This window comes from Paenibacillus sp. NPDC058071 (genome assembly GCF_042885235.1).
Taxonomy (GTDB): domain Bacteria; phylum Bacillota; class Bacilli; order Paenibacillales; family Paenibacillaceae; genus Pristimantibacillus.
The window spans coordinates 62056-83568 of record NZ_JBHVSK010000003.1; the positions used below are offsets into that span (position 1 = coordinate 62056).

Annotated in this window: 19 protein-coding genes and 1 pseudogene; 2 read left to right on the forward strand and 18 right to left on the reverse strand. The window is 53.5% G+C overall.

Annotated elements, in window-relative coordinates; genetic code table 11:
- The 5 genes from recJ to ACFVTB_RS05790 form a co-directional block, all read right to left on the reverse strand.
- A complete protein-coding gene (gene recJ, locus ACFVTB_RS05770) occupies positions 1-2034 on the reverse strand; it encodes a single-stranded-DNA-specific exonuclease RecJ (protein ID WP_387746295.1) in 2034 nt (677 codons plus the stop codon).
- Positions 2035-2065: 31 nt separating this feature from the next.
- Positions 2066-2971, reverse strand: a complete 906-nt coding sequence (locus ACFVTB_RS05775) for a cation diffusion facilitator family transporter (RefSeq protein ID WP_387746297.1) — start codon at positions 2969-2971, stop codon at positions 2066-2068.
- 44 nt (positions 2972-3015) lie between these two features.
- Positions 3016-3936, reverse strand: a complete 921-nt coding sequence (gene secF, locus ACFVTB_RS05780; protein ID WP_387746299.1) for a protein translocase subunit SecF — start codon at positions 3934-3936, stop codon at positions 3016-3018.
- Positions 3926-5158, reverse strand: a complete 1233-nt coding sequence (secD, locus tag ACFVTB_RS05785; RefSeq protein WP_387746301.1) for a protein translocase subunit SecD — start codon at positions 5156-5158, stop codon at positions 3926-3928. Before secD ends, secF begins: the two co-directional genes overlap by 11 nt.
- Before the next feature lie 81 nt (positions 5159-5239).
- On the reverse strand, positions 5240-5479 hold the full coding sequence (locus ACFVTB_RS05790; RefSeq protein WP_387746302.1) for a post-transcriptional regulator: 240 nt from the start codon (positions 5477-5479) through the stop codon (positions 5240-5242).
- A gap of 213 nt (positions 5480-5692) precedes the next feature.
- Between ACFVTB_RS05790 and spoVB the strand changes: the two genes are divergently transcribed.
- The gene (gene spoVB / locus ACFVTB_RS05795; RefSeq protein WP_387746304.1) at positions 5693-7282 is read left to right on the forward strand and encodes a stage V sporulation protein B; all 1590 of its coding nucleotides are present in this window, start codon (positions 5693-5695) and stop codon (positions 7280-7282) included.
- A gap of 85 nt (positions 7283-7367) precedes the next feature.
- On the opposite strand, the gene ACFVTB_RS05800 is transcribed toward spoVB, so the two are convergent.
- Positions 7368-8117: a YetF domain-containing protein gene (locus ACFVTB_RS05800; protein ID WP_387747007.1), complete on the reverse strand. Its 750-nt coding sequence runs from the start codon at positions 8115-8117 to the stop codon at positions 7368-7370.
- Between the two features lie 294 nt (positions 8118-8411).
- On the opposite strand from ACFVTB_RS05800, the gene ACFVTB_RS05805 reads away from it, so the two are divergent.
- Positions 8412-8804 carry a TIGR04086 family membrane protein gene (locus tag ACFVTB_RS05805; protein ID WP_387746306.1) on the forward strand — a complete coding sequence of 131 codons (393 nt, stop codon included), beginning with the start codon at positions 8412-8414 and terminating at the stop codon, positions 8802-8804.
- Positions 8805-8890: 86 nt separating this feature from the next.
- Here the strand turns inward: ACFVTB_RS05805 and yajC are convergent, their stop codons facing one another.
- From yajC to ilvE, 12 genes and pseudogenes are all read right to left on the reverse strand, one after another.
- Positions 8891-9208: a preprotein translocase subunit YajC gene (gene yajC / locus ACFVTB_RS05810; protein WP_387746307.1), complete on the reverse strand. Its 318-nt coding sequence runs from the start codon at positions 9206-9208 to the stop codon at positions 8891-8893.
- 15 nt (positions 9209-9223) lie between these two features.
- Positions 9224-10357 (reverse strand): tRNA guanosine(34) transglycosylase Tgt, encoded by a 1134-nt coding sequence (tgt, locus tag ACFVTB_RS05815; protein ID WP_387746309.1) that lies wholly within the window; start codon positions 10355-10357, stop codon positions 9224-9226.
- Positions 10358-10387: 30 nt separating this feature from the next.
- Positions 10388-11434: a tRNA preQ1(34) S-adenosylmethionine ribosyltransferase-isomerase QueA gene (gene queA, locus ACFVTB_RS05820; RefSeq protein ID WP_387746311.1), complete on the reverse strand. Its 1047-nt coding sequence runs from the start codon at positions 11432-11434 to the stop codon at positions 10388-10390.
- An 8-nt stretch (positions 11435-11442) separates the two neighbouring features.
- A complete protein-coding gene (locus tag ACFVTB_RS05825) occupies positions 11443-13542 on the reverse strand; it encodes a SpoIID/LytB domain-containing protein (RefSeq protein ID WP_387746313.1) in 2100 nt (699 codons plus the stop codon).
- A 1-nt stretch (position 13543) separates the two neighbouring features.
- Positions 13544-13990 (reverse strand): thiol-disulfide oxidoreductase DCC family protein, encoded by a 447-nt coding sequence (locus tag ACFVTB_RS05830; protein ID WP_387746315.1) that lies wholly within the window; start codon positions 13988-13990, stop codon positions 13544-13546.
- Positions 13987-14988, reverse strand: a complete 1002-nt coding sequence (gene ruvB, locus ACFVTB_RS05835; protein WP_387746316.1) for a Holliday junction branch migration DNA helicase RuvB — start codon at positions 14986-14988, stop codon at positions 13987-13989. Before ruvB ends, ACFVTB_RS05830 begins: the two co-directional genes overlap by 4 nt.
- 20 nt (positions 14989-15008) lie before the next feature.
- On the reverse strand, positions 15009-15638 hold the full coding sequence (gene ruvA, locus ACFVTB_RS05840; RefSeq protein ID WP_387746319.1) for a Holliday junction branch migration protein RuvA: 630 nt from the start codon (positions 15636-15638) through the stop codon (positions 15009-15011).
- Positions 15635-16135: a crossover junction endodeoxyribonuclease RuvC gene (ruvC, locus tag ACFVTB_RS05845; RefSeq protein WP_387747010.1), complete on the reverse strand. Its 501-nt coding sequence runs from the start codon at positions 16133-16135 to the stop codon at positions 15635-15637. Before ruvC ends, ruvA begins: the two co-directional genes overlap by 4 nt.
- 261 nt (positions 16136-16396) lie before the next feature.
- Positions 16397-17020 (reverse strand): BofC C-terminal domain-containing protein, encoded by a 624-nt coding sequence (locus ACFVTB_RS05850; protein ID WP_387746321.1) that lies wholly within the window; start codon positions 17018-17020, stop codon positions 16397-16399.
- 164 nt (positions 17021-17184) lie between these two features.
- Positions 17185-19188: a LysM peptidoglycan-binding domain-containing protein gene (locus tag ACFVTB_RS27615; RefSeq protein ID WP_483875110.1), complete on the reverse strand. Its 2004-nt coding sequence runs from the start codon at positions 19186-19188 to the stop codon at positions 17185-17187.
- Between the two features lie 1027 nt (positions 19189-20215).
- Positions 20216-20368: pseudogene (locus tag ACFVTB_RS05865) on the reverse strand (branched-chain amino acid aminotransferase); the annotation flags it as partial.
- A 150-nt stretch (positions 20369-20518) separates the two neighbouring features.
- Positions 20519-21400: a branched-chain-amino-acid transaminase gene (ilvE, locus tag ACFVTB_RS05870; RefSeq protein ID WP_387746323.1), complete on the reverse strand. Its 882-nt coding sequence runs from the start codon at positions 21398-21400 to the stop codon at positions 20519-20521.
- Positions 21401-21513 lie beyond the last annotated feature (113 nt).

Genomic DNA, 21513 nt, shown 5'->3' on the forward strand with positions numbered 1-21513 from the left:
TTATGCCATCTCTTCGTAGTAGACATGCGGCGCATTCAGCCGTTCGGCTTGCCGCTTCGCTTCCCGATAGTAGGATGAAGTGCTCAAATCCTTCTTCTCCGGCGCTTCGGCGACAATCGCCTCGCCGTCTTTTTCCGTCATAAAGCCCAAATCCATGAACACGTTCATCATCATCGCAATGACCGATTCGGGATGTCCGCAGCTTTCGGCGAGCATACTTGTCAGTCCGGCAAGCGGAGCACGCTTCAGCTTGCGCAGCTGTATGTATACCGCACCAAATTGCTCGCGGCCCGGAAAATGGCCGGAAGCGCTAGCCGGGTGCAGATCTTGAATCTGCAGCTGCGGCTTACGCTGCCCGTTCCATTCGTTAATAGACAATTCGCCGACAAGATCGAGCGGCATGCCCGCTTCCAAACTTACTGCAAGCTCACCCATACCGAAACCGACGGCATCGATCGCCGCCCGGCCTTCTCGCATCAGCAGCTTCAGATGCTTGGATTCCTTGCCCATCGTCCTGTAATCGCCAAGCGCTCCGCCTTGCAGCAGCAGACGGGGCGAAGGATTCCCCGCTCCGAAAGGCTCCAGCTTGGCCAGCTCCGCAATCGTATCCGTATTGGCTTCGCCAACGCGACAGACGAGATCAATCGGCGTCTTCGGTATCCACTCTTGCTCGCTCATCTTGGCAAGCGCCAGCTCGCCAAGGCGTCTCTCGAGCTCGGACAGCCGATCGCGGTGCAGGCTCATGCCCGCCGCCGCCTGATGGCCGCCGTAGTGGTCCAGCAGCTCAGCGCATTCGGTCAGCGCCTCATGCAGATCGAAGCCGTCGATCGAACGAGCGGAGCCTTTGCACATGCCGCTTTCCGAGTCGATGCCAAGGATGACAACCGGCTTGTAATGGCGATCCAACAGCTTGGAGGCGACAATACCGATAACGCCGACATTCCAGCCTTCCCCGGCAAGCACGATAACGGCGGGAGCTTCTTCTCCCGCCGCTTCGGCAGCCTCGCATTTCTCCGCCCATTGCTGCGCCGCTTCTTTGACGACCGCGTCGACAATCCGTTGACGCTCTTTGTTTAATGCATCCAGCGAGGAAGCTGCCAATATCGCATCGTCGTAATCGACGCTCGTAAGCAGTTCAACGGCGCGCTTCGCATGATCCAGCCGGCCGGCCGCGTTAATGCGCGGAGCCATACTAAAGCCGACCGTCTGCGATGTTGTTTGTCCCAGCTCGAAGCCAGCGGCTTCCGCCAAAGCGCGGAAGCCGATATTGCCTGTGTTGCGCAGACGCTGAAGACCGCTTCGCACCAGCATCCGGTTCTCGCCCGTCAAAGGCATAATGTCGGCGATCGTGCCGAGGCAGACAATATCCGCCCATTCCATCGGAGCCCGCCCCATCAGCGCATGCGCCAGCTTAAAAGCGACACCGACGCCCGCTAACCCTTTGAACGGGTACGGGCAATCGGCACGCTTCGGATTAACGACCGCAACGGCTGCAGGGATGAGGCTTGGCGGCTCGTGATGGTCGGTTACGACGACATCGATGCCAAGTCCCTTCGCATACTCAATTTCTTCGTAAGCGCTAATGCCGGTATCAACCGTGACCAGCAGCGACACGCCTTCGGAGGCTGCGAGTTCAATCGCCCCGCGATTCAGACCATACCCTTCTTGCACGCGATGCGGAATATAATAATCGAAATGATAGCCAAGTTCGCGAAAAACATGTACGAGCAGCGATGTGCTGGACACGCCATCGGCGTCGTAATCGCCATATATTCTGATTTTCTCTTGTTTATCCGCTGCGGCGCGAATACGGGCGACTGCCGCCTCCATGTCCTTGAGCAAAAAAGGATCATGTAGCAAGTCTTCTCCGCCGCGCAAAAACCGCTCCGCGGCTGCTTGATCGCCGTAACCCCGCTGCACGAGCAGCTTCGCCACTAACGGCGAAACGCGCAGCGAATCGGACAGCTGCTGCGCCTGCCTTTCATATTCCGAATTCCAAGGCGCCAAAGTCCAGCGTGTCTTTGCTTGTATCACGCCGAGTTCAACCCCTTCCTTCTACTTGCCGTTATTGCAGTAAAGTCGGCGCATGCTCCTGATTCGGATCATGGTTGGACTTATACGGATAGCCCGGATCATACGGTTCGACATGAATTTGCACTTCCGTCACATGGCTGAAACGCATCATCAGCAGCTGTTTGACACGCTTTGCGATATGATGGCCTTCCAGTACCGAAATGCGCGGGTTGACGCTGATAACGACATCGGCCGCTACATAATGCCCTTGTTCCCTGGCGCGCAGCGATTCAACAGTAATAACCCCTTCTACGCGCTGAATGAGCTGCATCAAATCGTCAGCATCCTCATACTGGTCGGCTGCGAACCGCTGCTCCTTGCGCATGAAAGCCGCAAACATGCGATAACCGTCCAGCAGAACGACAACCGCAATGACGATTGCGCAGGCTGGATCCAAATAATACAGGGCGGGCAGTTCAAGCTGCTTACCGACCAGCGCCCCGCCCGTTCCGATTAAAGCTGCCAAGGAAACGAACAACCCGAGTCCCCGCTCCTTTGGCGGCAGTAAAAATTGCTGCACGAGAATGGCTGCGACAATTGCTGCGAGCGAGCTCCAATGAGGAACCTTAAGCGACGCTTCCGCCGCTTCGGTCATGTCTCTGACGGCAGCGATTCCGATTTCTAGACCGGCAATTAAAAACAGGACCGGCAGCAAAACGCTGACGGTCTTGCCGATCCTGGAACGCCCCTCTTTCGGCTGTTTGCGATTATGGCGCGCGCCGTATCGTCCGGCGTACGTTTCCGCCGATACGGCGGCCGTTCGGATGGCATCGGCCAGCAAAGACTTGCTGCCCGATAAAACGGCTACTATGCCTTTAAACAACGCAAGTGCCGCATTTCCCCACAAATCCGTCCGAACGGCCGACTCTGCTCCAGCATTTCGTTGTTTGGTTAACATAATGCCTCCAGCTCGTCATGTAATAGTATGGACGTTCCTGCGAGTTACACAGCTGTTTTGGCCGGCTGCTTCGCCTTCGGTTTTTGTTTCGATTTAAATACGAGCCACAACGGCGCCGCGATACAAATCGACGAGTACGCGCCGCTTACGAGACCGATCATTTTCGCAAGTGCGAACAGTTTGATCGATTCGCTGCCGAATGCGAACAGGCAGGCTGCAATAATCAATACGGTCAATACGGTATAAATATTCCTTGCCATCGTTTGCCACAAGCTTTGGTTGACCATTTCCGCCAGTTGTTCTCCGTTCTTGAATTTGCCGAAACGAAGATTTTCACGAATCCGGTCAAAAATAACGATTTTATCGTTGATCGAATAACCGATCGTCGTCAATACGGCTGCGATAAACGGCAAATCGACTTCCAAACGGAAAATCGAGAACACCGCGATTACGACGAATGCGTCATATAAAATGGCGATATTGGCGGCTACTGCGAAGCGCCATTCAAATCGGATCATGACGTACAGCATAATCGCCAAACTTGCGATAACGATGCCGACGATTGCTTTTTTGCCCAAATCCTTGGCCATATCCGGCGATACGACGTAGACCTCGGTCGATACATGATCGCCGAACTTCTCGCTAAAAGCGCCTTCGATTTTCTTCGTTTCCGATTGTTCCAGCACCTCGTCGAATCGGACCGATACGCGACTGCTATCCGATCCGCCGATGACAGGGGTCACATCTTCAAAGCCGGCCCCAGCAAGCACTTCCTTCGCTTCCTGCTGCGATACGCTTTTGCCGACCGATATATCCATCGTTGTGCCGGCTTTGAAATCGACGCCGAAATTCATGCTGAATAAAAGCAGCGAGAGAATGCCGATGACCACGAGTACCGCGGAAGCGATGAAAAACGTTTTGCGGTGCTTCATGAAATCAAAATGCACTTTTGTATTAAAGTTCACGGATCTCCGCCTCCTTCACGCCGAAATAGCCAGGTTTAGTAAATACATTGCTGCGTACAAGCAGGTTGATCAGGAATCGAGACAAGAAAATGTTCGTCAAAATACTTACCAAAATGCTGAAGATCATCGTCAAAGCAAAGCCGCGAATCGCGCCATTGCCGACGTAGTAAAGCACAACGCTTGCGATAATGTTCGTAATGTTGGCGTCCATAATGGTACGGAAGGAGTTTTTCGAGCCTGCCTTCAAGGAGGACAGCAAGCTCTTGCCGCTGCGAATCTCTTCCTTGATCCTTTCCGCCATAATGATGTTGGCGTCGACCGCCATCCCGATCCCGAGCACAAAGGCGGCAATGCCCGGCAGCGTCAAGGTCGCGTTCATTAGCTCAAACACGAGCACGAGCAGCCAAGTGTACGTAATAACTGTAATTGCAGCGATCACGCCTGGAATCCGGAACAAGACAATCATCAGCAAGAGAACGATTGCCGTACCGATCAGGCCTGCCCCTACCGTGTCCTGAAGCGACTGCTTGCCGAGCGTTGCGCCTACGCTTTGCGTATATTTTTCCGTCAATTTAAGCGGCAATGCGCCCAAGTTGATCGTATCCTTCAAATTGTTAGCTTCTTCCAATGTAAAAGAGCCCGAAATTTGCGCGCTGCCGCCGCTAATCGGATAGTCGACGCCAGGATTGGACAGCATTTCTTCATCCAAATAAATGCCGAGCGATTTGCCCGTCAGCTCCGTCGTCACTTTCTCGAACTTGGAAGCGTCCTTCAGCTTAATCGTAATCATCGGACGGCCCATCGAGTCGTATTCGACCTTCGCGCCGTTTTGTACAAAATCGTTGCCGTTCAGCTTAATCGTACCGTCCGGCGCACGGAAAGTAAGGTTGACCGGCTTGCTCATAATTGTCCGAACTTCTTCTTCGTTCGTTACGCCAGCCAGCTGTACGCGGATCCGGTTCGTGCCCTCCGTCTTAATGTCCGGCTCGGCGATCCCGAGCTTGTCCGCCCGTTCCTGCAAGCTTTTCGCTGTTTTCTTAAGCGATTCCGGCGTTACCTTGTCCCCGCCCTCAAGCGGAGTCGCCTCGTACAAAACTTCGAATCCGCCTTTCAAGTCCAGCCCAAGCCGCATGCCTTTGACTAAATCAGGACTGCTCCAAGCGATGACGCCAAACATAATGACGACGATTGCCAGGAAGGCTATAATTCTTTTCGCGTTCATACGTCCATAGTCCCCCTTATGTTCTCAATATTCCTATTATACTTGTGTAGAAAATACGAGTCAAAAAAAAGAAACCCTCTCTTAGAAATGGGTTCCCCGATAAGCGTTCAACGTCATGAAATTCATAAATTTCGTTATTTTCAACGATAAAATATCATTCACGATTTGATGAAGCCCCGGCTGTCCGGTTTTGCGGTATCCGTCGTTCACGCATTCCCATATTTCCTGTCCCGTTACATGCTCGTACCCGATGAGATGAAATTCCTCCGCTTTGCTTTGGCATAACTGCTCGATGACGCCATTTAGTTCTTCATCTCCCATTACCTGCGTCCTCCCGGTTGATAATTCGTTCCTGTACAAAGTATTCGCTGCCCGTTCGACAATTCCTTCAAGCCGCAGGTCAAATGATAAAATTGGATAAAATCATGAATCGGACATGCCGCGCATAAAGTTTTACAAAAGGCCTGTCTCCACCGACCATCGGCGAAGCCGGACCTTTCCAGTTCAAGATGGAAGAGATGAGGGGCCTCGAAAATGACCAAGCAAACCTTTATCAAAGGCGCCATGATCCTGCTTGCGGCCGGCGTCATTAACCGGCTGCTCGGCTTCGTTCCGCGTATTGCCCTGCCGCGCATTATCGGTGCCGAAGGCGTCGGACTGTACCAGCTCAGTTATCCGTTTTTGACCGTCATGCTGACCGTCATAACAGGAGGCATTCCGCTTGCCGTAGCCAAGTGGATCGCCGAAGCGGAATCGAAAGGCGACCACGGGCGGGTCAAACAGATTTTTCGCAGCGCCATGGGACTTACCATTATTCTCTCCTTGCTGATGACAGCGGCGTTGCTGCTGTTTGCTCCCTGGATTACTTCCCACGTGCTGCCCGACGCAAGGGTATACCGCACCTTTTTGGCGATGACGCCTCTTCTGCTCATCATCGGTGTTTCTTCCGTCTACCGCGGTTATTTTCAAGGCAAGCAAAATATGATTCCATCTGCCGTCTCGCAAATAACTGAAACGGTCATCCGCATTCTGTGCACGCTCGTCTTCGCCTATTTGCTGCTGCCAAAAGGACTAGAATGGGCCGCCGCTGGAGCAATGCTGGGCGTTGTGGTTGGGGAAGTCGGAGGCCTTGCGGTCATGCTGTGGAAGTATGCGCGCGACCGAAGCCGCAAAGGACAGCCAACCGTTCCGGCGGACATGCTGAGCGAGGACCTCTCTAAAAACAGCTCCACTGCCTCCAAGCCTCGAACACCGGTACTGCGCCGCTTGCTCACCCTGTCAGTGCCAGTGACGGCCAGCCGCATGGTCGGCTCTCTGTCCTACTTGCTGGAATCGATTTTTACCGCCCGGAGCCTGGCTGCCGCCGGCATTGCAACGGGAGCTGCTACCGCGCAGTACGGGGCGCTTCAAGGGATGATTATTCCGCTGCTGCTCCTGCCGACCGCCTTGACGTCCTCTCTCGCTGCCTCGCTTGTGCCCTCGCTGTCCGAAGCGGCGGCAAGAGGCGAGAAAGCGATCATTCATAAACGCATGCATCAATCGATGAGGCTTTCGCTTGTCGCGGGGGCGCCGTTTGTTGTCGTTATGGGCCTTTTTGCCGAGCCGATATGCCGCATCCTTTACAACCACGCGGATATCGCCCCCATGCTTGCGCTGATCGCCCCGGTCGGACTATTCATCTATTTGCAAGCTCCATTGCAGGCTGCTCTTCAAGCGTTAGACAAGCCTGGTACGGCTCTAATGAATACTTTCATCGGTGCGGCCGTCAAGCTGGTATTAATCGTGCAGCTCGCGTCAAAGCCGGAACTGGGCATCTACGGAGCGCTCATCGCTATCAACGTCAATATCGTGCTCGTAACGGTACTGCACGGCATCAGCGTACTTCGGTTCATCGGCTTTAAAATGAATATGCTGGACTTCCTGAAAGTCGGGGCGGCTATGGTCATCATGGGAGCCGCTGCGAAATGGATTCTTAATCGCGGGCCGCTTGGCACCGAGTGGATCGATTTGTTGGCCGCTTGTGCTGCCGGCGTCGCCGTTTATTTGCTGCTGATGGTGTGGATGCGTATTATCGACCGGTACGACATCGCCAGAATCCCGCTCTTTGGCCAATGGTTCAAATGACTTGCAGTGAGCCGGAAACAGATATCAAAATAAAAAAGCACGCTAAAAAAAGCCGCGTCTCGCGAAAGAGGGTGATTGCCCCTCTTCACGAACGCGGCTTTCGATCGGAATCGATAAACAGCTTGCCTTTATGGTCGATCGTACATAGAAAAACATCCTTAAAATCAGTAACGCCCTGCTCCTGAAGCACATTTTTAAGCCAGAATCGCGTCTTCTCCAGCTTCTCTAAATTCCGGTCCTGTACCTTGCCGTCCATTATTAGCGGAATCGGCAATATTTCAAACCGGTATTTAGGCGGTATCACCGATTTTTCTTTCTGGAACACAACCGGTTTTACTCGTTCTGCTTCTCCCCCGATATCGATCGGCTTTCTCTTATCCGTATTTCCCTCTTCGTCCGATTCCAACGAATCGAGATCATCTTCCTTCGTGATCACCGACAGCTTGCCGGACGTTTCCAAAATGGCAAATTCCACATCGGCTAACCGGCTCACCCGATTTTCTCTGAGCTGCAGCATTAGATCGTCCAAGTTATAACGCTGTTTCTTCATAACGTCGCGATTTAGCTTGCCGTTTGCAACGATAACGCTAGGCTTTCCATCCAAGAGCAATCTCATGTTGCGGCTTTTCAAGCTGATAAACGCCGTGATTAGCTGTATGACCAGCAAAACTGCCATCGGGACGACTCCTTCCCAAAAGGAACGATCCATATCTTCGATAACAAGAACCGCCATTTCGGCGATCATAATCGAGATAACAAAATCAAAAACGGACAGCTTGCCGATTTCCCTCTTCCCCATAAATCGCATGATCAAAAATACGACGAAGTAAATCATCACGGTTCGGACCAGCAGGCCCCAAAAATCCAATGAAAATCCCTCCTCGTTATGCCCATGCCCGCAGCGGTTCGGCCGTCTGCGGCTGCCTGTACAGCTATTCTCACCTCCTCATCGCCGCATCATACGACTAGCCGGCTTACGAATTTATGGCAGCTTCCAGCGAAAACCGAAACGGATCGTCTTTCGAAAAAGAAAGCCTTACAAGCCAACTCCTTGTACTATTCGATGCGGCTTGGCCATATGGATTAATAGAGCTACAATTGGAACCTTGTATAGGGAGGGGGAAAATTTGTGAATACGGTCAAGCCTGTACCCAAATCGCCGCTTATCGGCTCTCCTGTGCTGGCAGGCATCTTGTTTGCCATTCTCTGGCTGGCAGCGGGGGCGCTGTTGCTTTCGCTATTGCTCCATTTAGGAAATATGAGGGAAAACAATCTGCCCGCCTATTCGATGGGCGTTCATGGATTGTCTGCACTAGCCGGCGGCATCGTCTCCGGCAAGCGATCTGGCCGCAAAGGCTGGTACTTTGGAGGATTGCTCGGATTTGTGTACAGCTTAATTATTCTGATTATCGGCTTTCTTGCTGCGGACGCCGGTTTATCGCTGCGCAGCCTTACGCTGCTTACCGTCGCTTTGTTTGCTGGCGCCGTCGGCGGCATGATTGGCGTCAATTTGAAGAAGTAATTGAGATTGCCCAACAAAAAGAGAAAGCCTGTAATCTGATTAACATCAGGTTACAGGCTTTCGGCGGCAGAATTGCTGCCTTTTCATTATTCCGTTTCGGTAGTTGGCGCGCTATTAATAACCGCATTGATCGCGCTGCGCTCGAAAGTCATCTTCGTCGTGTCGTTGACGCGAAGAACGACTGTATCGTCAGTCAGCTCCACAATTGTGCCGTGCAGACCGCCGATTGTCGAAATTTTGTCGCCTTTTTTCAGTTGGCTCAGCAATGAAGTGCGTTGCTTTTGCTTCTTTTGCTGCGGACGGATAAGCAAGAAATAGAAGACGGCAAACATTAAAATGAAAGGCCAGATCATGCCCCAAATATTTTGGGTCGGTGCTGCGCCTTCAGCCAGTAACAATGACATCGTTTTCCCCCCTTTCTAAAATCCTTTATCGTTTTCATACAGACCGTACGACTCGAAGAACGAATCTCTGAAATCAAGCAGACGATCATCCATAATCGCCTGTCGCACGTCCCGCATGAGTTGCAGTAAAAAGTGCAAGTTATGATAGGTCGTAAGCCGGATGCCGAACGTCTCGTCGGCTTTCAGCAAATGACGTATATAAGCGCGCGAATAATTTTGGCAAGTATAGCAGGAGCAATTCGGGTCCAGCGGACCGAAATCTTCCGCAAACTTCGCATTGCGGATAACCAGACGCCCTTGACTCGTCATTGTCGTCCCGTTGCGGGCGATTCGCGTCGGCAGCACGCAATCAAACATATCGACTCCTCGAATCGATCCTTCGAGCAGCGCGTCGGGAGACCCTACTCCCATTAAGTAACGCGGCTTGTCCGACGGCAGCCATGGCACCGTATGATCGAGCGCTTCGTACATCAAATGTTTAGGCTCGCCTACGCTCAATCCACCAATAGCATACCCCGGGAAATCCATGGAAGTCAAATCTTTAGCGCTCTGCACGCGCAGATCGTTGTACATTCCGCCCTGAACGATTGCGAACAGCGCTTGGTCATGCGTACGCTCGTGCGCCTTCAAGCAACGCTCCGCCCATCTGGTCGTACGTTCAAGCGATTTCTTGACATAATCGTATTCAGCCGGATAAGGCGCGCATTCGTCAAACGCCATCATAATATCTGAGCCGAGCGCATTCTGGATTTCCATTGCCACTTCCGGCGATAGAAACAGCTTGTCTCCGTTCAAATGCGAACGAAAATGAACGCCTTCCTCCGTAATTTTACGCATTTCACTTAGGCTGAAAACCTGAAATCCGCCGCTGTCGGTCAGAATCGGGCGGTCCCAATTCATGAACTTGTGCAGCCCTCCCGCTTTCTTCACCAGCTCGTGGCCCGGACGAAGAAAGAGGTGATAGGTGTTGCTTAAAATTATATGCGCATCCATCGTTTTGAGCTCTTCCGGGCTCATCGTCTTCACGGTCGCTTGCGTGCCAACCGGCATAAACGCCGGCGTTTCAATGACGCCGTGGGGGGTATGAACGCGTCCGAGACGCGCCCCCGATTGCTTACACACTTTTATCAATTCGTATTTTACTGCCACCGTTCACTCTTCCTGTTCTCAATGAAGTTTCTAATAGATAAACATAGCGTCGCCGAAGCTGAAAAACCGATACTCCAGGTCGACCGCTTCCTTGTAAGCCGCCATAATTGTTTCGCGGCCGGCCAGCGCACTGACCAGCATGACAAGCGTCGATTTCGGCAAATGAAAATTGGTCAACAGCGCGTCTACAAGCTTAAACTCGTATCCGGGATAAATAAATATGCTCGTCCATCCGCTGCATGCCTCGATCGGCTTGTCTTCAAAGCGGCCGGCAACTGTCTCCAACGTTCGTGAGGACGTCGTTCCGACAGCTATTATTTTCGAGCCTCTCGCTTTCGCCTCGTTAATTATACGTGCATTCTCTTCATTCAGTTCATAATATTCCGAATGCATTTCATGCTCTTCGATCGTATCCGAAGACATCGGACGAAACGTGCCAAGCCCGACATGAAGCGTGATAAAGGCGATCTGCACGCCTTTGTCCGCTAGCTGGGCCAGAAACGGCTTCGTAAAGTGCAAGCCAGCGGTCGGCGCAGCGGCCGAGCCTTCATGCTTTGCATATACAGTTTGATACCGTTCCTTCTCCTCTAACCGCTCCTTAATGTACGGAGGAAGCGGCATTTCGCCTAACCGGTCCAGCAATTCGTTAAAAATGCCATTGTAATGAAACCGCACCTTGCGCGCTCCCATTTCGCCTTCCGCTTCCACGACTGCGCGCAGGAGCGGCTTGCCTTCCCCGTCATCGCCGAACCAAAGCTCGGAGCCCGTTTTCAAACGCTTGGCCGGCTTGGCCAGCGTCTCCCAGCGGTCATCCTCGAGCTGCCGCAGCAGCAGCAGCTCAACCCGCCCACCGGTATCCGGCTTGATCCCGGTTAATCTGGCAGGAATAACTCTTGTGTCATTCAAGACTAGGACATCGCCGGCTTTCATATAGTCGGCAATATCGGTAAAGCTGCGATGAGCGATCGCTCCAGTGCTGCGGTTCAGCGTGAGTAGCCGAGACGACGAGCGTTCCGCAAGCGGCGTCTGTGCGATCAAACGCTCAGGCAAATCAAAATCGAATAAATCGACATTCATAATGTTATTCATTCCTTAGCGATGGTTACATCTTTATAGTAGTATTGCAAGATATAGGAATAGTCATACCCTTGGTTCGCCAACCCCAGTGCGCCATATTGAGATAATCCGACGCCATGCCCGTTGCCGGTCCCTATGAAGCGGTAAGCAGGATCCTTGGTTGTTTGGCGCACCTTGCCCGAACCGTTTAACACATACATCGAACTGTCCGCCGGGCGTGACGAGCCGTCCGCTCCGATCACGTAGAGCGTTTCCGAGCCTTTCTTCGTTCTGGAAGCGCCTCCCGCTCCGGTGATCGAAACCTTCGCCGTCTCGTCAACCTGGAACAGCGTGCTCTGCAAGCCGCCAAGCGCCGGCCGCAGATTGACCGGACTCTTGACCGGCAGCGTGCTTCCGTTCACTTTCATTTCCGTTACCCGGCCGGAAGGCCCGGTGGCACTCACTTCAAGCGAAACAATCGGCCCTTGAACCGCCTGCGTCGTCTGCCCTTTCATTGAAGCAAGAAGCTCGTCCGAAGTAACTGGTCCCTTTACCCATGACATTTGGTTGTTTTGAGTAGCGATCTCCAGAACGGCGACTTCGGCGCCTGTATTTAACGTTGCAACAAGCGGCGTAGAATCTTGAATAACCGGTTCCTTGCGCACCTTTGTCCCGTCCGTCGTGACCCGCATCAGCTTTAAACCAGCGGGGTTCGTCCGTCCCGTATCGCTGAGCAGATCTTCCCGGATATAGCCGCTAGAGCCGTTCGATAGTGCAACGCGGAACCAGCGGTAGAGTCCCTTCTCGGAAGCTTTGTCCTCTGGGCTTTTCACCGCTTGCAAGTAAGGAACGGCGTTGCCCCAGATCTCTTTCGCGTCAGCCGTCATTCCGCCTGCGCTGGACGAGAACAACGCTTCGATCAGCTTGCCTTTGTGAAGCAGCACTTCTCCCGCAGTCTCGTTGACCGCTTGGATCGTAGATGGCTTCTCTGTGCTTGTTCCGCTGTACACCTGACTGTTGACACTATCCACTACGTTGGCAATTTGAAAGCCGTAGCCTTGATAAAGCGCGTATGTCCGCGCTGCCACCGCTTGCGATTTCAGCGCTTCGTTCGGCCAAGAAGCGCTCATTTCGCCCCCTACAACCGAATATAAATAATGCTCGAACGGCAACTCGTTAACGACGGCGAGCTTGCCGTTGAAATCACTCATTTCAAACTGTCCGCGATACGTTCGGTTAAATCTTTCCGTTAGTTTGATTGGATCAGCAGCATTAGGCTGCACCCAAACCTTCGAGCTAGACGGGAAGGCATACAGCGTCAGCGGGCTGTCCGCTTTCCCTGTCAGCGTATGATCATTGCGCAGCAGCAAGTATGAACCGTCTGCCGCTGGCCGCAGACCGGCGCCGGAGGCGCCAGCCTGTACTCGGATTAACTCCAGGCTGGCTGCATCCGCCGCTGCGCCGACCATGACCGAATATACGGCAGCATTACTGCTGGCCAGTTTGCGGACGGCGACAAAAGCGTCGACGCCTTCTGCGCCAATTTGATTAGCCGCTTGCTGTGCGGCCGACGCCGTCGCATAGCTTCCCGCTTCCAAATGAAGCGGACCGACCAATTCGCCGGCCGCACCGCCTGTCAGCTTTGTAAGCTGCGCGTCGCCGTTCCATTTGTTCAAAGCGGCGGACGCATCCGACGCTTTGGCGTATGTACCCTCCGTAACCTGATATACCCGCTTGCCGTTTTTAGTCAGCGATGTAATAAAACCGGTGCCGGAAGCGGATTGTAGACGTTTATACACGTTCAGGGCGGTATCGAAGCTAGCCGTTTCCGCCACTTTGACTTTGTAATCGTCCTTTGCGAAACGCAGTTGTGCGCCGCCGCCAGCCGTCAGCCATTCGCTCGTGCCGGAAGGCTCCCGCATGCCGACAGTCAAACCGCCGCTGGATGAAAGCGTAGCTGCCGGTGTATTTACCGTGTATTTCCCCGGCAATTGCAAAAAGATCGCGACACGAATCGTATCCCACGTTGGAACGGCCCCTTGCGAAGGCTGAACCGCGAGCGTCGAGACGGTCAATAAACCGATTAACGTCAATGCAGTCAGTCGCCATAATGGCGAACGGAATTTCATGTTATCGTTCCCCTTCCCCAGTTGTCTTCGGCAGTGAACAGCCGTTGGCGGCGCAGCCGCTCTCCGTTCTGCCAAACCATTCATATCGCCTAGCGGCGATGAACCGATACATCCGATCTGCCAGCCGGTTCATTCCAGGCACCCGATACAAGGCAGCGATCGGTCCCATGCCGGGAAGCGTGCGCATAATTCGCACGACGCCGTCCGCTCCTCCGAATAGAAGCCCCTCTGCGTCTAAGACGTGAATCCGCTCATACAATTCAGAGGAAGACGGCATTGCCTTCCCGGTTGGGGGCCAAGCCGCCGAGCTTTCCTCGAGCGCTTGGATCGTCAAAAATAGGAGTTCAGCTTTGGATGGCCAAGCTTGCAGCTTAGTGACGGTAGCGATGCAAAGCCGGCAATGCCCGTCATAAATGACGTAAAGCGTTTCTTTGCTAGATCCGCTCATCGTTCCGGCAGCGGCAAGCCCAAATGCCGGTATGCTTGATCCGTTGCTATCCGTCCGCGCGGTGTCCGTTGCAGGAAGCCGATCTGCATCAAATACGGCTCGTATACGTCTTCGATCGTTTGGGATTCCTCGCCAATCGACGCGGCGATCGTATCGAGACCGACAGGCCTGCCGGAGAAAGTAGTCATCATCGCGAGCAGCATTTTATGATCGATGCTGTCCAGACCTACAGGGTCGACCTGCTGCAATTCAAGCGCGGCGTTCGCAATTTCATGCGTAATGATGCCGTCCCCGCGAACCTGCGCGTAATCGCGCACTCGTTTCAGCAGCCGGTTCGCAATACGCGGCGTCCCCCGTGAGCGCATTGCAATTTCCTGGGAAGCTTCGCCGATAATCGCAATATCGAAAATTTCGGCTGACCGCGTGACGATATACGCCAGTTCGTCCACCGTATAAAACTCCAAGCGACTAATTACGCCAAATCGGTCGCGAAGCGGCGCGGACAGCAAGCCCGCTCTTGTCGTTGCCCCGATAAGCGTAAATGGCGGCAGATCAAGCCTTACCGAGCGAGCGCTCGGACCTTTGCCGATCATAATATCAAGCGCGTAGTCCTCCATCGCCGGATAGAGCACCTCTTCAACCGTCCGGTGCAGGCGATGAATTTCGTCGATGAACAGCACGTCGCCTTCCTGCAAGTTGGTCAGCAGCGCCGCCAAATCGCCCGGCCGCTCGATCGCTGGACCGGACGTCGTTCGAAGATTGACGCCCAATTCGTTGGCTATAATGTTGGACAGCGTCGTCTTGCCCAGCCCTGGCGGACCGTAGAGCAAGACATGATCCAACGCTTCCTTGCGGAGCTTCGCCGCGTCGATATATATTTTTAAATTTTCCTTCGCTTTCGATTGCCCGATATATTCAGCCAAATAGCGCGGACGAAGGCTAAGCTCCATGGCCTGCTCGTCCATCATTAAATTCGCGGAAATAATTCTCTCATCCAACCGCCTTCAGCTCCTTTAAATCAACCCTTGAACAGCTGCTGCAGCGCTCGCTTCATCAGCGAATCGACCGTTTCCTCCTCGGTAACCGTCGGCTGCAAGCTGATCCATGCCCGATCCAGCTCAGCCGCTGTGTAGCCAAGCGCCGCGAGCGCATCGCGCGCTTCCTCCCATGCCGTTCCCGTTCCCGATAATCCGGTTGACGAACTTGACGGCGCTAGACCGGCAGCGGCCAGCAAACCTGCGTCGGACACACTGCCTGACAGCTTGTCCTTCAAATCGAGGATCATGCGCTGCGCCGTTTTTTTTCCGATCCCCGGCAATTTCGTCAGAAATGCGATATTTTCTTGATGAATCGCTGCGATGACAGCATCCGGCCGTCCTCCGGCCAATATACCAAGCGCGACTCTTGGTCCGATTCCGGACACTTCCAGCAGCTTGCGGAACAGCGCCTGCTCCTCGCGCGACTCGAAGCCGTACAACAGTTCAGCGTCCTCGCGTACATGATGATGAATATATACCGTTATCGCATCCTCCTTGGCCGCAAAGGCGTATGGATTAGGCGTAAATACGCGGTAGCCGACATCTCGAACGTCAAGCACGATATATTCCGTTTCCAATAGGGCTACTTTACCCCGCAAAAAATCGATCATCGACGCACCTCGTTTATTTTCTGGGCCATAACGGCCGAATGGGCATGGCAGATTGCCACCGCGAGAGCGTCGGCTACATCATCCGGCTTCGGTATTTGCGAAAGCTTAAGAAACATTCGGACCATTTCCTGCACCTGACGCTTCTCCGCTTTTCCGTAGCCGACCACCGCCTGCTTCACCTGCAGCGGCGTATACTCCGCAACCGGGAGACCTCGCTGAGCAGCGGCCAAAATAATGACGCCGCGCGCCTGCCCGACGTCAAAGGCCGTCGTCACGTTGCGATTGAAAAACAGCTTCTCGATTGCAACGGCATCCGGCTTATACTTATCAATCAACGCGACCGCCGAATCATATACCTGCAGCAGTCGTTCCTGCGGCGGCGTATGCGCGGCCGTCTGGATGCAGCCGTATTGAACGGGGGTCAGCTTATGCCCTTCCTTGTCAATGAATCCAAAGCCTGCAATGGCAATGCCGGGGTCGATGCCCAGTACGCGCAATCTATCCAACTCCTTTACGTTCGCCGCGTCCGTCCAGCTATTCCTCTCAGCCTCGACAGCAAGCACGGCCTTCTGCGCTCCCGCCCTAACATTAGATCGCTCCGTCCATTATAGCAAAAGTTGGTCCGTATGAGAACACGCGTTTCGGATCGCCGCAGGGAATGCCAAAAAAGCCGCAAGGAGACAAACCGGGCCGGCAGATTGCTTTCGCTCTCTTAGGCGGCGCCTGGTTCGCTCCCGCGGCTTCGCGGCAGCCGGTCGTCAATAGGCCGGCTTCATCGCTCTTTCGTTTTCCTGCAGCGCAAAATCGCTGAAGGTAGAAAGGACGCTGTTGTATTCGTCGATGTCGTTCACTTTAATACCTGCGGTCAGCTGATCCACCTTATCCTGCGACAGGCTGCTTTCCATGTATTTCACATCGAGCTGAAAAAAGGTCCGCATCACCTTTTCTTCCTTGGGCTCGCCTTCGAAAAGCGACAGATTGCCATCACGATCCATTCCGAAGTAGGCGTTGGCCCGGCATTCTTCAGACAAATCTTCGATTCGTTTCTCAAGCGTCAAACTCCGACCGTCTTGTCCCATGACTGGCTTCAGTTCAGGCTGCCCGGCCAGCATCTGCTTAATACGGGCAGCATTCAAAAGTCCGAGCGGACGCGTTTCCTCTCCACACACATACACATGACGAAGCCAAACAACAAGCGGCTCCTTCTGCTCCTCCAGCTTTTCCAGCGTTTCGATCGCATCCGGCGACGCCGCGTAGACCTCATGCGTCCAAACGGTCGCATTCGCGGCAGTCAGCAGCAAAACAAAAGATCCCAATATCCATAATGAACGGCGACGGCGGCGAAGACGTTTCCTTACTTGCTTCCATAGGCTGAATTCCATCACCATAGCCCCTTTGCTTCATTTTGACATTATTGTTTCACCAACCTTCCATATATATGCACGCATCGTCTTGGCCTCGTTTGAGCAATTGATCTAGATAAACAAAAAAGCGACCCGAGTCCGCCTAAAAGCAAACTCGGGTCGCTTTTTATCCATAAGTGATATTATCGATTAATCCACGGGCCGCTGCGCCGTTTTTTCGGCTTGCTGCGAGTGGAAGCGGTACGAATGACCGCTTTCTTTTGCGTTTTTTTCTGAATCTGCGCTTTTTCTTCTTTCACCGATTCGATATGCAGCTGCTCGCCCTCGTTGCCCCCTTCATCCTCTCGTTTGCCTTTGCAGCCGCAAGGTTCTTCCGCTACCCCTGCCGTTTGGGGCCATGAAGGAATGGGCGGGAATGGAGGAAACGGCGGGAAGCCTCCCCAAGTTGGGTAGCCGTAACCATAGCCGCCGTGTGGACCCGCTCCAGCCGGTGAAACGACTCCCGGTCCATAGCCGTAACCAATTGCTTCAGGACCAATATTGGACGGCGCAATATTTGACGGGCCGATGTTGGAAGGAGCAACGTTCGATGGAGCGATGTTGGAAGGACCAATATTGGACGGCGCTACATTGGAAGGAGCCGCATTCGATGGGCCGATGTTCGACGGTGCAACGTTCGATTCAGGCGAAACGGCAGTATGATCCCAACCGTACCCATAGCCGTAGCCGCCTGTCTCCGCTGGCGATACCGCACCCGGCCAACCGTAACCATAGCCGTAGCCGCCCGTTTCTGCCGGCGATACCGCACCCGGCCAGCCGTAACCGTAGCCATGACCGCCTGTCTCCGCTGGCGATACCGCACCCGGCCAGCCGTAACCGTAGCCGTGACCGCCTGTCTCCGCTGGCGATACCGCACCCGGCCAGCCGTAACCGTAGCCGTGACCGCCTGTCTCCGCTGGCGATACCGCACCCGGCCAACCGTAGCCGTAGCCGCCCGTTTCCGCTGGCGATACCGCGCCCGGCCAACCGTAGCCGTAGCCGCCCGTTTCCGCTGGCGATACCGCGCCCGGCCAACCGTAACCATAACCATGACCACCCGTTTCCGCTGGCGATACCGCACCCGGCCAGCCGTAGCCGTAGCCGTGACCGCCCGTTTCTGCCGGCGATACCGCGCTCGGCCAGCCGTAACCGTAACCGCCGCCCGTTTCTGGGCCGATGTTCGACGGACCGATGTTCGATGGGCCGATGTTCGATGGGCCAATGTTCGATGGGCCGATGTTCGACGGACCGATGTTCGACGGACCGATGTTCGACGGACCGATGTTCGACGGACCGATGTTCGACGGACCGATGTTCGACGGACCGATGTTCGACGGACCAATGTTCGATGGGCCGATGTTCGATGGGCCGATGTTCGCGCCGTGGTGATAGCCATAGCCTGAGAAGATCGGCTGTTGATTAGCGGGCGAAGACGCTTCTGTGGCCGGTATCTTTTTCTGTTTGAATAAGTCGGACAGCGGCTGAGCTTCCACTTCATGCTTTCCTTTTTTCGCAGCCGCCTTTTTCTCGACCGGAAGCGCTTTGCTCGGCTTGACGGCCGCAGGCTGCGGTGCAGGAATATTGGCTGGAGCGACAGGCGTCACAATCGGAGCTGTAGGCTTCTTCTCAGCGATCGGCGCTGTTGGCTGCTTCTCTTCAATTGGAGCTGTCGGTTTCTTTTCAGCGATAGGAGCTGTGTTCTTTTTACCGACCAGGCTCTGCACTCCATGCATAATAGAAGAAGGATGAAGCGGATGATGACTGGACGATTCCCCCGTCGCTGCCGGCAGCTCGACTTGAGTTTGGCCCGTCTTCGGTATGTTTACGATTTCTCCGGTCAGCAAAACGTTAGGATTTTTAAGCTGCGGGTTCGCTTTTATCATGTCAGCAAGCGGAACTCCCCATGCTTTCGACAGCTTCCACAGCGTATCGCCCTGTTTGACGACATGCTGATGCATAATTTCGTGACCTCCCGTCCCCGCGCCTGTGCCCGTGCCTGCGGACGGAATTTTCAGTTTCATTCCGACGTCGATTTCATCCGGATTAGTAATGGCCGGATTCAGCTTCAAAATGTCTTCAATCGATACATGATGCTTCTGACTGATGAAATACAATGTATCGCCTTTTTTGACTACGTAAATCTTCACTCGCCGAAAACCTCCTATCACGTACTTTGTACAACAGGCTAATGCCCGCTATCGATCCATACATCCTATGCACAAAATAGGCGGGTGTCTCCAATATGGCGAAAAATTTTTGCATACATCGCATACTTAAACAACAAAAAAAGGCTCAAAACCGAAATCAGCTCTTGATTCCAAGTGAGTGGGAACGCTGCGGGGCAGAGGGTTCTTCCGATTGCCACTAAAGCCTGATTCCTTTGTTTGATAGAGGGTTGCGGTAGGAATCTGACTTTAAAAGCGACCACCATCGTTTATCAAGAATCCCTATGACCCTTCGCTGTGCTCTCTTTTTCCGTCGCGTACTGCTTTTAAGTTTGAACTAAAAAAAAGAACATGCACTGTATTCAGCGCATGTTCAAGCTATAAAGAAAAGCCGTGATCGCAACAGGTTACAAAAGTTACTCCGCATACTCACGCCTGTGCCACTGCTGCTCTACTCATCACGTACAATAACTGCCTTTTGGCATTTATTTCTTGGTTTCACGATCCTTCAGAACATAATAACTGCGTTTTCGCAGTTATTGCTCTCTTTCGTACCCACATATGAACTCACCACCGGAAAATAACTGCTTTTTAGCAGTTATTCCCTTCTTTTATGCCCATCCAGGGTAAAATAACTGCGTTTCTGCAGTTATTACTCTCGTTCGCCCTGCCATACGTACTCACCACTAGCCATTAACTGCTTTTTAGCAGTTATTCCCTGTTTTGCGCCCATTCAAGGTAAAATAAATGCGTTTTCGCAGTTATTACTTGAACTCGTGCCACTGTAGTCACTCTGTTATTGCTCGCACCCGCGCCACCGCGCTCACTCTGTTATTGCTCGGACTCGTGCCGCAGCTCTCACTCCGTTTCTTCTCGCGCACTCGTGCCTCGGTATTCCCTTACGCAAACAACGCGGAGCACGCGCTCATTCAAGCGCATGCTCCGCGTTGCCGGTTGTACGGCCAGTTGGCCGTATTCTCTCATTTCGACGGCTGTCCGTCCGTGTCTATTATGCGAACGCCATGACGCCGTCCTTCTCGACGATCGCCCGGAACTCTTGCAACAGCGATGTCGTCATCGGATCGGCTTTGCCCTCGCCGATTGTCCGTCCATCCACCTCACGTACCGCGATTACCTCGGCTACCGTTCCCGTGAAGACTATACACGCTCCATTACTTCTAACGCACTCGTGTCTCAGCACGCACTTACGCAAACAACGCGGGGCACGCGCTCATTCAAGCGCATGCTCCGCGTTGCCGGTTGTACGGCCAGTCTGCCGTACTCTCTCATTTCGACGGTTCCCCGTCCGTGTCTAATCGAACGCTTTGACGCCGTCCTTCTCGACGATCGCCCGGAACTCTTGCAGCAGCGATGTCGTCATCGGACCGGCTTTGCCCTCGCCGATTGTCCGTCCATCCACCTCGCGTACCGCGATTACTTCGGCCGCCGTTCCGGTGAAGAAAACTTCGTCGGCGACATAAACGTCATGCAGCGTAAACGGTTCCTCTTTCAGCTTGTAGCCCAGCTTGCCGCAAAGCTCGATGATCGCGCCCCGCGTTATGCCTTCAAGCGCGCCTACATAGCAAGGCGGCGTGTAAACAGTGCCGTTCTTGATAATAAAAATATTGTCGCTCGACCCTTCCGCCACATAACCTTGAGAGTTCAGCATGATCGCTTCGCCGACGCCTGCAAGGTTTGCCTGAATTTTTACAAGTATATTGTTCAGGTAATTAAGCGACTTGATTTTCGGATTCAACGCGTCCGGGATATTGCGGCGCTGGGAAACCGATACCGACACCAGACCATTCCGGTACGCCTCCTCCGAATAAATCGTCAGCTGCTCTACGATGATAATCACCCATGCGGTCGGACAGCGCTTCGGATCAAGTCCTAAATTGCCCGGACCTCGCGAGACCACAAGCCGGATATAACCATCCCGCATTTCATTGCGCCGGATCGTTTCGACCAGCGCCTCCTGCATTTGCTCCTGTGTAAGCGGGATATCCAGCATAATCGATTTAGCGGAATCGTACAGCCTGTCCAAATGCTCTTTGCATTTAAAGATGTTGCCGTTATAGATGCGAATGCCTTCAAAAATACCGTCGCCATACAAAAATCCATGATCGTACACCGAAATTTTCGCGTCTTCCTTCGATACGTAATCGCCATTTAAATAGATCCATTGCTGTGACATCTTGCTTACACTCCTTCTGATTGGAATTTATGCCGGAGGCGCCGAACGACGCTCCGAAAGTCTGCCGTTGCCCGACTACTTGATTGCGCTATCGATCGATCCTTTTCCAGATC